The organism is Enterococcus sp. LJL120, assembly GCF_054871765.1.
Genome location: NZ_JBTXLV010000005.1, coordinates 149,021 through 162,964 on the forward strand (window position 1 = coordinate 149,021; position 13,944 = coordinate 162,964).

The 13,944-nt window shown below is 41.0% G+C and carries 10 protein-coding genes; 4 read left to right on the forward strand and 6 right to left on the reverse strand.

The features are described 5' to 3' along the window. Nucleotides 1-19: 19 nt before the first annotated feature. Together ACYSNU_RS09845 and thiD are read right to left on the reverse strand one after the other, a co-directional pair. Nucleotides 20-907, reverse strand: a complete 888-nt coding sequence (locus ACYSNU_RS09845) for a cation diffusion facilitator family transporter (protein WP_461737048.1) — start codon at nt 905-907, stop codon at nt 20-22. 153 nt (nt 908-1,060) lie between these two features. Beyond that, entirely contained in the window at nt 1,061-1,876 is an 816-nt protein-coding gene (gene thiD / locus ACYSNU_RS09850) for a bifunctional hydroxymethylpyrimidine kinase/phosphomethylpyrimidine kinase (protein ID WP_461737049.1), read from the reverse strand. 239 nt (nt 1,877-2,115) lie between these two features. On the opposite strand from thiD, the gene ACYSNU_RS09855 reads away from it, so the two are divergent. The 3 genes from ACYSNU_RS09855 to ACYSNU_RS09865 all read left to right on the forward strand — a co-directional run bounded on the left by ACYSNU_RS09855 (nt 2,116) and on the right by ACYSNU_RS09865 (nt 5,609). Further along, nucleotides 2,116-3,036: an SDR family oxidoreductase gene (locus tag ACYSNU_RS09855; protein ID WP_461737050.1), complete on the forward strand. Its 921-nt coding sequence runs from the start codon at nt 2,116-2,118 to the stop codon at nt 3,034-3,036. 186 nt (nt 3,037-3,222) lie between these two features. After that, entirely contained in the window at nt 3,223-4,101 is an 879-nt protein-coding gene (locus ACYSNU_RS09860; RefSeq protein ID WP_461737051.1) for an alpha/beta hydrolase, read from the forward strand. Between the two features lie 263 nt (nt 4,102-4,364). Further along, a complete protein-coding gene (locus ACYSNU_RS09865) occupies nt 4,365-5,609 on the forward strand; it encodes a multidrug efflux MFS transporter (protein WP_461737052.1) in 1,245 nt (414 codons plus the stop codon). A 118-nt stretch (nt 5,610-5,727) separates the two neighbouring features. On the opposite strand, the gene ACYSNU_RS09870 is transcribed toward ACYSNU_RS09865, so the two are convergent. The 4 genes from ACYSNU_RS09870 to ACYSNU_RS09885 all read right to left on the reverse strand — a co-directional run bounded on the left by ACYSNU_RS09870 (nt 5,728) and on the right by ACYSNU_RS09885 (nt 12,578). After that, nucleotides 5,728-7,185, reverse strand: coding sequence for a glycoside hydrolase family 1 protein (locus ACYSNU_RS09870; protein ID WP_461737053.1), 1,458 nt, complete (start codon nt 7,183-7,185; stop codon nt 5,728-5,730). 12 nt (nt 7,186-7,197) lie between these two features. After that, the gene (locus ACYSNU_RS09875) at nt 7,198-9,033 is read right to left on the reverse strand and encodes a beta-glucoside-specific PTS transporter subunit IIABC (protein WP_461737054.1); all 1,836 of its coding nucleotides are present in this window, start codon (nt 9,031-9,033) and stop codon (nt 7,198-7,200) included. A 113-nt stretch (nt 9,034-9,146) separates the two neighbouring features. Beyond that, nucleotides 9,147-10,901 (reverse strand): helix-turn-helix domain-containing protein, encoded by a 1,755-nt coding sequence (locus ACYSNU_RS09880; protein WP_461737055.1) that lies wholly within the window; start codon nt 10,899-10,901, stop codon nt 9,147-9,149. A 186-nt stretch (nt 10,902-11,087) separates the two neighbouring features. Continuing rightward, entirely contained in the window at nt 11,088-12,578 is a 1,491-nt protein-coding gene (locus ACYSNU_RS09885; protein ID WP_461737056.1) for a glycoside hydrolase family 1 protein, read from the reverse strand. Nucleotides 12,579-12,998: 420 nt separating this feature from the next. Here ACYSNU_RS09885 and ACYSNU_RS09890 point away from each other — a divergent pair, with 420 nt between their 5' ends. Beyond that, nucleotides 12,999-13,844, forward strand: a complete 846-nt coding sequence (locus tag ACYSNU_RS09890) for a PRD domain-containing protein (RefSeq protein WP_461737057.1) — start codon at nt 12,999-13,001, stop codon at nt 13,842-13,844. Nucleotides 13,845-13,944: the final 100 nt, after the last annotated feature.

The window sequence follows — 13,944 nt, forward strand, 5'->3', positions numbered from 1 at the left end:
ACGGTTAGTGGGTGCTTTTTTAAATACTATGGCTAACAGATTCATCAGTAATTTTACCCAACTCGACTTGAATTGTAATATGATTTAGAGGGAATTTTTTTGTTAATTGATGATCGAGCTCTGCCAAAAATTGATTGTTCTCTGCCAAGGTCGAACGGCAGACATGGACCGTCAAGGCATTTTCGGTTGTCGAAATTGCCCAGATATGCAAATCATGCAAATCAACGACTGTCGGCTGCTGTAAAATAAATTTCTCCACTGCCGCTAAATCAATTTCTTTTGGAACAGCATCAAGGGACAAGTTTAAAGATTCCTTTAGCAAGCCCCAAGTGCCGCTAAAAATTACCAACGCAATGATTAAACTCATCACTGGGTCCAACCAAAACCAATTAGTCAATTTTATTATTAGCGCAGCAATCACTACGCCGACAGAGACTAAAGTATCGGCGGCCATGTGTAAAAAGGCTCCTTTGACATTTAAATCCCGCTGTTGGCTCTTCATAAAGAGCAACGCTGTCCCGCCATTGATTAAAATTCCGATAAAAGCCACTAGCATGACATCATTTTCTGCCACAGGTTGTGGATTGCCGAAACGCTGCAGGGCCTCCAAGATAATGCCGCCAACTGCCACTAATAAGATGACAGCATTAAACAATGCCGCCAAAATCGAACTGCGTTTATAACCGTAAGTGCGAAATTTATCCCGTTGCCGCTGACTCAGCAGTAAAGCAATCCAAGAAACCAATAGTCCTAAGACATCGCTGAGATTATGACCAGCATCGGCAATCAGCGATAAAGAATTCGCTGTAAAGCCAAAAGCTGCCTCCACTGCTACAAAAATTAAATTAATCACGATTCCAATTTTAAACGCGCGCTTGATTTGCTGTGGTTGTTGTCCATCTGTCATCTAAGTTGCCTCTTTTATATGAATTTATTTTCATGTTTAATTGATGATAGCACTTCCCAGTTTTAACTGCAAGTAATTACTGATTTTGTCCGTGATAGTTTTTAAAAAAACCTCCAACTACTTTTCCATAAAAATAGTTGAAGGTCTTTTAGTTTATTGAACTTTTTTAGCGGCAAGCCAATGATTGATTGGGCCGTATTTATGCCCAACAAAAATTTCTTGGCTGATAGCGGCGTTAACGAAATCTTTGGCAATGCGGATAGCTGGTTCAATTTCAGTCCCTTTAGCCAATTCAGCGGCAATACAGGCGGACAAAGAATCCCCTGTGCCGTTAATCCGATTGGTAGCATGGTATTCCGCCGACAGCCAAAAATCACGGCCAGACTCTAATAAAACGTAGTCTAAAACTTCTTCTTGCTGCGGATCATCGTGGCGACCTTTAATGATGACATTTTTAGCACCTAATTTTTGAATTTCTTTGGCGGCTAAAACAAAATCTTCAGCAGCTGCTAAGCTGCGGCCTGTTAGTTTTTCGGCTTCATAAAAATTAGGCGTGATAACTGTTGCAAGCGGAATTAATTTTTCTTTTAAAGCGATTAGCGCAGATTCTTCTAATAAAAGATTGCCATGTTTAGTGACAATCACAGGATCGACAACTAAGGGCCCAAAGTCATACTGTTGATAATTTTTTACAACGGTTTCAATCAGTTCACTATTTGCAAGCATGCCAGTCTTGCTGGCCCGAATTTGATAATCATCTGCTAGCAATTCAAATTCTTTGTCGATAAAATCTGATGGCAGATTGATACTGGCGGCAATCCCATATGAATTGCCCGCAACACAGGCGGTTAAGACTGATGCGCCATAGACCTCCCGTGCGAAAAAGGTATGTAAGTCTGCCTGCATGCCTGCACTGCCATCACTATCTGACCCCGCAATGGTTAATGCTTGGGGATATTGGATTTCCATAAGTTGCCTCCTAAAGTTTTTCTAAATTCCATTATACCGGAATTTGACTAAAAAGCCGTTGAAACGCTCAGCGGGCAATCGTTTTTGTTAGAAAGAGCAGTTATTTATTAATCTTCATTAAGAATCCAGTCAATTTATTTTACATTCTGCAAAATTCCCCCTATAATTTGCTTGTTTTCAAAAAGTATTTTTAAAAGGGAAAAATTGAAAAAGCGAAAAATAGAAAGAAGCGAAGACGTATGAAAATTACCATGTTAGGTTCTTTAGGAACTATTAATAGTTTAGTCATTCCCCAATTAATTGCCGAAAAGCATGATGTTACCGTCATTACCTCCAACGAAGACCGCCTACCAGCAATTGCTGCGCTGGGAGCTCACGGTTTAGTCGGTGATTTATTAGATGAAAAATTTTTAGGCGGAGCGTTTGTCGGAGCAGACATAGTCTATTTGATGATTGCCGGGGGTCCTCATGGCGACAACTTCCTTGAGCAGGCAAAGCTGCAAGGAAAAATTTTCCGTGATGCACTTGCCGATAGCGGTGTTAAAAAAGTTGTCAACCTTAGCAGTGTTGGCGCTGATGCCGGTAGTGAAGCTGGGGCTCTTTATGCCTACAGCTTAATTGAATCTGAATTACGGCAGTTAACCGATGTTTCGATTGCTTTTGTGCGACCTGTTGGATTTTATCAAAATCTTTACCGCCATTTGCCAAGTATCATTGAACGTCAGGCATTGTTTTCTAACATTCCAGCAGATGTAAAACAAAACTGGGTGGCTCCTCAAGATATTGCAGCTGAAATTTCTCACCTGCTTTTAGAGCTGCCTGCAGGAAAAACTGTGCATTATGTTGTCAGTGACAACTTCTCTGGTGCAGAATTTGCCGAAGCTTTGAAAACAGAATTACATCTGCCCCGCCTGCATTACTTGGTTATTTCCGATCAGCAGGTCAAAGAAGGTCTATTGAAAAATGGCTTATCAGAAGAGTTTAGTGAAGCCTTGATTCAAATGAATGACTATCAACGCCAACCAGAAAAAATTTATGCTGACTTAAAAGCCCATCCAGATGAAATCACCGAAGGCCAAGTTAAACTGGCTGATTTTGTTAAAGAGTTTGCTGAGGAGTATCGCTCTGCCACTCGACCAGCGGCTTACAGCCACAACTAAAATCGGATTTAGTAAAACCCGGAAGAATTTTCCCTGTCAAAATTAGTTTTTTTCTGAATTTTGGCCGAGAAAAATACCTCATCCGGGTTTTTCTTCGTGATTTTCAAAGTTTTTTTTAATAAATCGTCAGTCATTTAAAGGGCTTTGTTATACAATAGAAGTATCAAATTAATTGGAGGCGCTGTTATGAGTGAAGAAAAAATTAACCCGTTAGAATTAATTCCTTTAATGAAAGAAGCCGATGCTAAGCGTGACGCTGGCTTAGTAGAGCCAGATTCCTTAGTCAAAGTTAAAGATTTATCCTATGGCCCTTATGGTGTTGAGAATAACTTTGATATTTATTATCCAAAAGGAACGACAAATCTGCTACCGACAATTGTCTCCATTCATGGTGGCGGCTTTGTTTATGGCGACAAAGAATTGTATCGTTTTTATGCGATGTATTTAGCGACACAGGGCTTTACTGTGGTTAATTTTAATTATCGGTTGGCTCCGGCTAGTCAATATCCCGCTCCGATTGAAGATATTAACAACTTAATGAATTGGCTGTTGGTAAATGGTTTAGATTACCATTTGGACATGCAGCAATTATTTATCTTAGGGGACAGTGCTGGTGCACAATTAGTTGAACAATATACGACCTTTGTCACCAATCCAGAGTACGCCAAGCTATTTAATTTTGCAGCAGCAGAAGTTAAGCCTAAAGCTGTTGCCTTAAACTGCGGCGTTTATTTCTTAGGGGGACAAGAACCTTTAACAGCTCAGTTCCCATTTTATTATGGAGATGAACCGACAGCGGCAATTTTACAGCAATTTCCGATAGAACCCTTTATCACTAAACATTTCCCACCGGCTTATATTATGTCAGCCTCCCATGATTTCCTAAAAGATTTGGTCCAACCATTAGCGGCTGTTCTTAACGCTCAAGGAGTGACGACGGAAACTAAAATTTATGAAAATCCAGATGGCTCGGAATTAGGTCACGTCTTTCATATTGATCAAAAAAGCGCCATTGCTAAGCTGTGCAATGACGATGAGCTGACCTTCTTTAAAGAATATCTATAGCTAGTGTCAGACAGCGGAGAGCAGCAACTTCCGCTGTCTTTAGCGTGTCCAACCGCTTAGCTCGACTCAAGCGAACCGTTATCCTTTTCCGCCAGATTATTTGGGATTATCCTTAATTGAATAGTATTTTGTCAGTTTTGGCTGATTGCGTGGCTTCTAAACCATTTGCTAGTTTAAGTCACTGACCAGCTCCATCTACTCAGCTATTGGGACATTTCACAACAACTTTACACAATTTATTTCTCAGAAAGAAGGCCACTTTTTTGTTAAAATCAGTCAAAAGAAAAATCTTTCGTAAACGCCCGCCTTGGTTAAAAAACTTAATTGTTTTATGGTTCGGGACTTTTATGGCGGGAATTGCCTTCAGCTTAGTCATGCCCTTTATGGCTTTATATATCGATACTTTAGGGGATTATTCTGCAGCTCAGTTGAATTTTTGGAGCGGAATTACCTTCTCTGCAACCTTCTTAGTGACAGCGATTGTTTCGCCATTTTGGGGGCGTTTAGCTGACCAAAAAGGCCGTAAGCTAATGCTTTTGCGGACCTCTTTAGGCATGGCTATCGTCATTGGCTTGATGGGCTTAGTGACCAATGTCTATCAGTTGATTGCGCTGCGTTTATTGCAGGGGATTTTTTCCGGCTATATCAGCAATGCGACAGCTTTGATTGCCACCGGAACTCCGCGGGAAAAAAGTGGTCAAGTTTTAGGTACTTTAACTACAGGTCAAGTTTCTGGAACTTTATTGGGTCCTTTAATTGGAGGCGTCATCGCTTCGATTGTCGGCTACCGCTATACCTTTTTCATCACGGGCACAATTTTATTTTTAGTCTTTATTTTAAGTTTGATCTTTGTTCATGAAAAATTTACTCCTGTCAAAAAAGACAATATGCTGCCGGCAAAACAAATTTTTAAAGAATTAAAATATCCCCATCTGATTATCGGAATGTTTATTACCACGATGATTATCCAGGCCTCCAATAATTCCATCAGTCCGATTATCAGCTTATATATTCGACAGCTGTTGGGTGGTGGCGGCAATGTGACTTTGGTCAGCGGGATCATCGCTTCGATTCCCGGGATTGCCACCTTGATTGCCGCCCCCCGCTTTGGCCGCTTAGGGGATCGCATCGGCAGTGAGAAAATTTTAGGGATTGGTTTAATCTTTGCCATGCTGGTTTACCTGCCGATGGCCATCGTGCAAAATGTTTGGCAATTAGGCTTCCTACGATTTCTCGTAGGTATTTCCGACGCCTGTCTATTGCCAGCAGTTCAGTCTTTGATTACCAAATATTCACCCCATGAAGCTGCTGGCCGGATTTTCAGTTACAATCAATCTTTTCAGGCTAGCGGCAATGTGATTGGTCCGATGCTAGGCTCCAGTGTCTCCTCTGTTTTCGGCTATCGAGGTGTCTTTATTTCAACTTCTCTTTTAGTTTTTGTCAATTATCTATTAGTGCGGCACAACACTAAAGAAATTGGCAAGGATGATTCTTTTCATCATGGTTAGATGCAAATGGATAACTTCGGCTATTTATTTCTAAATAATTTAAATGACCTCGCTTCAACTAAAGTAACTAGTTGAGGTGAGGTCAATTTTTTAACATATTTTGGTTCCCGTGAGAGTTCTATAAATTCTCACCATTCGAGGCAATCACTTCTTTGTACCAATCAAAAGATTTTTTCTTGCTTCTTTTTCTAGTGCCGTTGCCTTCATCATCTTGATCGACATAGATATAGCCATAGCGTTTTGACATCTGAGAAGTTGAGGCGCTGACAATATCAATACAGCCCCACGAAGTATAGCCGAATAAATCGACGCCATCATGAAGCGCCTCTTGCATCTGCTCAATGTGCTGTCTGAGATAATCAATGCGGTAATCATCTTGAATACTGCCATCCGCTTGGATTTCATCAATCGCCCCTAAGCCATTTTCAGCAATGAATAAAGGCTTTTGATAGCGATCATATAATTGATTCAAGGCAATCCGCAATCCCTTAGGATCAACCTGCCAGCCCCATTCACTGCTAGGCAGATAGGGATTTTTAATTCCGCCGGTAATCAAGTTCCCTTCTGCGTGTTCTAATTTTTCCGGATGGGCGGACACGGCCGAAGACATGTAATAGCTAAAGGAAATAAAATCAACTGGATACTGGCGTAAAATTTCTTCATCGCCAACTTCGACAGCCAGTTCGACCCCTTTTTCTTCAAACATTCGTTTAGTATAAGCCGGATAATAACCTCTAGCCTGTACATCGGAGAAAAAGAGGGAGGTGCGCTGACTTTCAACCGTTTTTTGCACATCATCTGGGTCGCAGGAATAAGGCACCAACAATTGATAACTAATCATACAGCCGACTTTTGAATCAGGAATAATCTCATGGCAGGCTTTAGTTGCTAAGGCACTCGCCACGAATTGATGATGAGCTCCCTGATATTTGGCCTGTTCTAAATTCGGGTGATTTTCTTCAATCACCCCAACGCTGACATAGGGATGATGCTTCACGCAATTGATTTCGTTGAAGGTCAGCCAGTATTTCACTTTATTTTTATAGCGTTCAAAAACGGCTGTCGCAAAATTTAGATAAAAATCAATTACTTTGCGATTAGGCCAACCGCCATACTCAGTAACTAAATATAGAGGCATTTCATAATGGGACAATGAGACTACCGGTTCAATACCGTGTTTTAATAATTCATCAAACATCTCATCATAAAATTTTAAGCCCGCCTCATTAGGTGCTGTTTCATCCCCATGGGGAAAAATCCGAGTCCAAGCAATTGACGTGCGGTAACATTTGAAGCCCATCTCCGCAAAGAGGGCAATGTCTTCTTTAAAATGATGATAAAAATCATTGCCGTGGCGTTTCGGATAATATTTTTTACTGTGGGGATCTTGTGCTTCTGCAACTTGTTGATGCGTCATCAGATGCCATTGATCTGTCCAGTGCTCTTTAGGTAGTGTGCTGTCAAAGGTGTACACATCAGAAACAGATAAACCTTTACCACCTTCGTCAAAGCCACCCTCAACTTGATGGGCGGCTGTGGCGCCGCCCCATAAAAAATCTTTTGGAAATTTTGTCATGTCTTTTGCTCCTTATACTAAAAGTTCGCCAAAATCAGCACCGATTACAACACTTTGATTTTCATCGACAAATTCGATGGTTTCAAAGTCCCCGCTATTGGTAACCATCACCATAATTGTTGGGTCATAGCCGTTTTCTTTGATTTTTTCCAAATCAAAGGTGACCAATAATTCTCCAGCCCGCACCTGCATATTTTCTGTGACCGCTGTCTCAAAATATTTACCAGCTAAATTCACCGTATCAATCCCGATATGCAGTAAAATTTCAGCCCCTTGGGGAGTCGTGATGCCGATGGCGTGCTTACTTGGAAAAATTGAGGTAATCCTTCCAGCAGCTGGGCTATAGACTTCGCCTCTCGATGGGATAACAGCAAAGCCTTCCCCCATTGCGCCGCTTGAAAAGGTTGGATCGTTCACTTCTGATAGAGCAATTGTTTGACCTTGAGCTGGTTTTTCTAAAACTAGTGCTTGTTCACTAGCTAAAATCATTTTTTCTTCTTCAACAGCTGCTTCGTCTTTATAACCAAAGAGGAAGGTTAAGACGCAGGCTGCTAGCATTGCTAAGAAATAACTGGCAACTAGCCAGACAAAGCCTTGACCAATATAAATTGGGAAGGACAAAATACTGCGGGTAGCAACTGCTAAAGCGCCAGCACCGGCTGCTCCTGCCACACCACCGAAGATTGCACCGACAATACAAGCGATGTAAAAAGGTTTTTTGTATTTCAAAGTAATTCCGTAAACAGCCGGTTCGGTAATTCCAAAGAGAGCACTGATAAAAGAAGACAGGGCTAAACTTTTTACTTTTTTATCTTTGGCTTTTAAGAAAACGCCTAGGACAGCTCCGGCTTGTGCTGCGACGGCTGTCATACAGCCAGGTCCCAATGTGTCTCGACCGTAAAAAGCAATATTGTTAGTCATAACTGGCACCATCCCCCAGTGTAAACCAAAAATGACTAAGACTTGCCAAAAGCCACCGATAACAGCTCCAGATAAAATCGGACTAAAATTATAAACGGCTAAGTAACCGTTTGCGATTAACTCGCTGGCGTAATTGGCGATTGGACCCACGACCATTAAAGTCAGTGGCACCATGATAATCAAACAAATAAATGGCGTTAATAAATTCCGCACGCTTTCGTGTAATCTCTTACGGGTGAAGCGTTCTAAATGCGACAAGACATACACGGCTAAAATAGCCGGAATTACGGTGCTGGAATATCTAGCCAGAGAAACCGGTAGACCTAAAAAGCTGATAGCCGCACCATCTGTATAGGCGGCGGTAATTGTTGGATAAACCAAAGCGGCCGCTAAAACCATCGCAATAAAAATATCGGTTTTGAATTTTTTGGCTGCTGTATAGGCTAAGAAAATTGGCAAGAAGTAGAAGAAGGCGTCTGCTGCTGCATTCAATACAACGTAGGTACCGCTATCTGTTGCTAGCCAACCAACACTTGTCAGTAAAGCCAAAACCCCTTTGATTAATCCACTTCCGGCAAGCACGCCTAAGGTTGGCGCAAAGACAGCGGCAATCATATCAATAAATGAGTTCAACAAATTTTTCTTTTCTTTAGGCGCCTCTTCTTCGGTACTGGCTACTCCCAAATTTGATATCTTAGTAATTGCTTCATAAACATCATTAACCGTATTGCCAATAACAACTTGAAACATCCCGCCGGCTTCAACAACTGTAATCACACCGTCAAGATTTTCAATCGCTTGTTTTTTGGCTTGCTTTTGATCCTTTAAGGTAAAGCGCAATCTCGTTGCACAGTGGTAAAGATTGCTAACATTTTCCTCTCCGCCGACATTTTTCAAGATATCATTTGCTAATGCTTCATATCCCATTTTTGTTTCCTCCTCGATAACTTGTATCCGTTTTCTATATTTCTAGTATAAGGAGGAACCGCACTTTCCGCCATTCAAGATAAATCGCCACTAAAAAGGAAATTGCTTGAACGCTAGAGGTCGCTTAGCAATTCACTGATAGCGGAAAATTCCGGCAGTATCAAGGAATTTTTGACATAGGAAACATGGATAATCGTCTGAATCTTCCGCTGCTGATAGACGATTGCCTCCTGTAGTTGGTATTGGCGAATCTGAGTCGTACCGCTATCTTTGATTTCACAGGCAAACAAAACTTTTGTCGTAATTGGCAGGGTGATTAAATCCTTTGTCGCCGGCACTAGCTGCTGTAAATCTGCGACTTTTTTCTTAACGACAATCTGGCTTTCCTGATGATAATATTTTGCTAGAAAATCCTGTTTAAAGGATTCTTCTTTTTCAGTTATTTGCTGATACAACTCATTGCTCAGCTCGTTCAATTCATTTTCCGTCAGAACACTGGGAATAAAATTGAAGCCGGGATAATTAAAGACGATTTCTTGTTCTGTAGTCAGGGCTATACTAAATTGCTGTTGCTCTTTTAAGCGGGCTTCAAAGAGATATACCGGTTCAATCTGAACTTGGCGAACTTTCCGCTGCAAAGCGTCCTCTAAATTCCGTTTTAACGCATTTAAAATACTAAAGGATTGATTGCTGACCACCAGCAGCGTTTCCCCGCTGCGATAACTTTCCAAACTTTCTGCTAAATACAAAACTAAATAGGAAAGCTCAGCTAAATTCGGTCGCAAATCAAAATATATCGGGAAAAACCGTCGGACTAAATAGGCTTCTAAAGGATAATTCGCCAATGTCTTTTGGGCGAAATGATTTAAAACATTATGGCCGGCTGTCATTCGTAATTCCATCTGTTGGATATGCATCACCAAGGCATCGCTGCGGACAAATAATTTTTCCGTGGGCAATGCTAAAAAATCAATGATTGCCCCCTCAAATTTCAATAGTTTTTGGGCAATCACTAAATTTTCTTGATTATCTAAAAAGAGGTAATTGAGTTCTAATAGCCGATTGCCTAAAGCACGGTGTTCATCCCCAGTTACTTGATAGCCGCATTCAGTGGCAATCGCTGTCACGATTTTTTCGACAACCGGAACCAACAATGTATTGACTGGGAACACTTCCAAAGAATATTGGCGTCGGCCTCTGGCAATGGTCAACGCAAGATAGCGGGCATACCGCAAAAAATCTTCACCGGAAATAATGTAATTGGCTTCAATCAAAATTTCCTGTAAAAAATTTTGAATGGGAGGAATCAGCGCCAAGACTTCTTCAATAAAATCTGCGGGCAGTCGGCTTTCTAATAACACCGATTGCGTTCCCACCATCGAAGCAAAAATGCGCCGCATATCTTCTGTGACATGAATCTTCAAGCCTTTTTGGTTGGAGACCTCCAGTTCCAGATTAGGATTGCGGTTGACCCAGCGCTGAATCGTTTTGACTTCATTAGAAACAGCTGTCTTAGAAAGGAAAAAAGTATCTGCCAGCTGCTGCATACTGACATACTCCTCTTGAAAAATTAAATAAATAATCATCGTTGAAGCCCGGAAATTCATACTGGAATACATCTTGTGCTTTTTGACTTCCATAACAATTTGCGTCTGCAATTCTGGTGCTAAATACACCAGATGATAGCCTTTGCGTTTATTACTTTCAATTTGGATTTCTTCAGAATGGCTATCCAACATATCTTTAATCTCTGCTTGAACTGTCTTTTTAGTTGTGTGAATCTGTTCAGCTAGTTTTTCACTAGTCAGCCATAGATTGGTGTTGGCTAAATACACTAACAGCTCCAATTGGCGACGGGTTAAATCCATCGAGACCACTCCTCTCGTTGTCATTTTAGTCAAATTCCGCTGGGAAATAAATAGGCTGCCGCAAAAAGACCTGAATTATCACAGAAAAATTTTCTTTATTGAGCTGATTGATATGAAGTAATCAGCTCCTCAGCAGGAAAATTTAAGGATAGTTCAGGTCCTATATATCATCTTTTTGACAGTTCTCTAAAAATTAATGGTTAAATCCAGTCCGTTGGTATCAATGATTTGTTTGTAATAATCAAAGCTGGCCTTTTTCAAGCGGTCAAAGCTACCAGAGCCATCATTGTGACGGTCGACATAGATAAAGCCATAGCGTTTTTTCATTTCACCAGTGCCTGCCGAAACGATATCAATCGGGCCCCACCACAAATAACCAATCACATCACAGCCGTCTTGAATCGCCTCTGCCATTTCTTCAATATGCATTTTTAGATAGCGGGCTCTTTCCGTGTCTAAAATTTGACCATTTTCATCCGGGCCTTCATCAATGCCCAAGCCATTTTCAACAATAAATAATGGCAGCTCATAGCGGTCAGTTAACTCGTTCATCACATAACGCAAACCTAAAGGATCAATTGGCCAATTCCATGGTTCAGGCGCTTTTTCCGTTAAAAAGGGATTGTCAAAGCCCTTGGCGCCGCCAGTATCCACCCGCATTTCTGCGTCAACACTGAAAACCGTACTCCGGTAATAACTAAAAGCAATATAATCCGAGGTATAATCCGCTAACAACGCTAAATCGCCATCAGCAATTTCTGGTGCGCAATCTTCCTCACGCCAAATCCGTTTAACGTAACCAGGATAATGGCCGCGACACATAACATCTGAGAATAAATAGGAATTGCGTTTAAATTCTAAGGCACCGAAGACATTGGCAGGATTGCAGTCAATCGGATAGGTTGCCAGTGAAGAAAAACTGCACATCACGCCCATCAACGCATCTGGGTCAGTTGCTTGCATACGCTTCGTTGCTAAAGCATTGGCAACAAACAGATGGTGGACAGCTTGATAGATTTCTTTTTTAGTTAAGGTTGTAATTGGCTCATTAGGATCAGTTGCCGGAAACTTAATTACACCAGCAGCTGCGTAAGGCATTCTAAAGGCATTATTAATTTCGTTAAAGGTCATCCAATATTTCACTTTTCCTTTGTAACGATCAAAAATAATGCTGGCATAGCGATCAAAGAACTCGATTAATTGGCGGTTTTGCCAACCGCCGTATTCAGCCAGTAAAGCAAAAGGTGTTTCATAGTGACTAAGGGTAATCACAGGCTCCATCTGATATTTTAATAAGGTGTCAATCAAACGGTCATAAAAAGCCAAGCCCGCTTCGTTTGGAGTTTCTTCGTCGCCCCGAGGGAAAATGCGTCCCCAAGAAATACTCGTGCGAAAAGCCTTTAAGCCCATCTCGCTCATTAATTTGATATCAGTTTCAAAGCGGTGATAAAAATCAACAGCCTCGTGGGATAAAAAGGCCCGGTCATTTTCTAAATTTAATTCCCAAATTCCTTGTTCTTCATTCCAAGCAATGCTGGGCTTGGTATTCATAATACCAATCAAGGTATCCGTGACGTTTGGCAGCTTACCATCTTCAAGCCAAGCCCCCTCCACTTGGTTAGCTGCTACGGCTCCCCCCCATAAAAAATTCTCCGGAAATACATTTGTCGTTGTCATCTTGTTCCTCCTCGATTTAGAAATCGTTTTCTTACTCTTATCTTATTAGGAATATTGCCTTCTTTCCATACTCTTTTTTTCTTTTGTATAAAAGAAATTTTGTGAACAAGTCGCTGGACTTCCGAAAATATGATAAGTAACTGGCTTTCTATAAACTCAGCCATTTCTGCTTAGGCCGTTTTATCTTAGCGGCTTAGCTAATTAAAAAACTTGTGGGCAATGGCGCTTCACCATTGCAGCTACTAAAAAAGGCCTGACCAAATAATTTCAGCAAAACTATTGACATCGGTTTCAAAAGGGTTTATATTATTTTTATTGTTTTAAAAATAATTCTGGATTGTTACTGATTCGATCAGGCATAACCTAAATGGACTATCAAAGCGCATAGTTTATTTAGGCATTTTTTTTGGGGAGAACTTTATGAGATATCTAAAAAAGATCAATAATAATGTCGCCCTCGTGGAAGATGACAATCATAAAGAGTATATTATCTTGGGCAATGGCATCGGCTTTAATAAAAAAGCCGGCGATGCGGTGGATGAAAGTTTGATTGAGAAAAAATTTATCGCCGATCAAGAACCTGGAGCCAGCTATACAGCAATCGCTCAGGCTGTAAACGAAATTGACCCTAAAATTTTAGCGGTCACGACTAAAATTACCGGTTTAGCGGATCAGGAAATGGGGACAACCTTCCCCACCACCAATTTTTTCGCTTTAGCAGATCATCTGCAATATGCTATTGTTCGAGGGGCTACGGTGGCCGACGCTGAGGATTTCACCCGGATTGAAATCAAGAAATTTTATCCTAAGGAATACCAGTTGGCCAAAGAAACGATTGCCTTAGTCAAGACCGAGACCGGCGTTCAATTACCGCCGGCCGAAGAAGTCTATCTGACGTATCATTTTTTAAACGCCAGCAGCAACTTTTCCAAAGCCGATGAAGCCGCCAATATGACGGCGATTATTCAGCGGATTTTAGATATTATCAGCTATCATTTGCATCTAGAATTAAAGGAAGATTCGTTGAGCTACTCCCGCTTTATCACCCACCTGCGTTATTTCATTTTGCGAAAGATTAATCACGAGGAAAATGATGTCCTGCAGGCCAGCGGAATTTTAGATGTAGTCAAGGAAAAATATAAAAAATCTTATCAAGCAGCCCTAAAGGTCAGCCAGTATCTGGCGGCTGAAAAGAGCTGGCAACTTTCTGAAGATGAGATGCTGTATTTGACTCTGCACATTCAAAGAGTCATTCAGGAAAACTAAATATATCTTATTTTATTAAGGATTGTTACTGATTCGATCAGGCATTACCCAAATAAAATTGTTGCTGCACAAGCTTAGGCTGTCAGTCGCAATTTATTTG

Excerpts from the sequence above, each read along its gene's own strand:
- ACYSNU_RS09845 (WP_461737048.1), bottom strand. The coding sequence starts at position 907 with ATGACAGATGGACAACAACCACAGCAAATCAAGCGCGCGTTTAAAATT.
- thiD (WP_461737049.1), bottom strand. The coding sequence starts at position 1,876 with ATGGAAATCCAATATCCCCAAGCATTAACCATTGCGGGGTCAGATAGT.
- ACYSNU_RS09855 (WP_461737050.1), top strand. The coding sequence starts at position 2,116 with ATGAAAATTACCATGTTAGGTTCTTTAGGAACTATTAATAGTTTAGTC.
- ACYSNU_RS09860 (WP_461737051.1), top strand. The coding sequence starts at position 3,223 with ATGAGTGAAGAAAAAATTAACCCGTTAGAATTAATTCCTTTAATGAAA.
- ACYSNU_RS09870 (WP_461737053.1), bottom strand. The coding sequence starts at position 7,185 with ATGACAAAATTTCCAAAAGATTTTTTATGGGGCGGCGCCACAGCCGCC.
- ACYSNU_RS09875 (WP_461737054.1), bottom strand. The coding sequence starts at position 9,033 with ATGGGATATGAAGCATTAGCAAATGATATCTTGAAAAATGTCGGCGGA.
- ACYSNU_RS09880 (WP_461737055.1), bottom strand. The coding sequence starts at position 10,901 with ATGGATTTAACCCGTCGCCAATTGGAGCTGTTAGTGTATTTAGCCAAC.
- ACYSNU_RS09885 (WP_461737056.1), bottom strand. The coding sequence starts at position 12,578 with ATGACAACGACAAATGTATTTCCGGAGAATTTTTTATGGGGGGGAGCC.
- ACYSNU_RS09890 (WP_461737057.1), top strand. The coding sequence starts at position 12,999 with ATGAGATATCTAAAAAAGATCAATAATAATGTCGCCCTCGTGGAAGAT.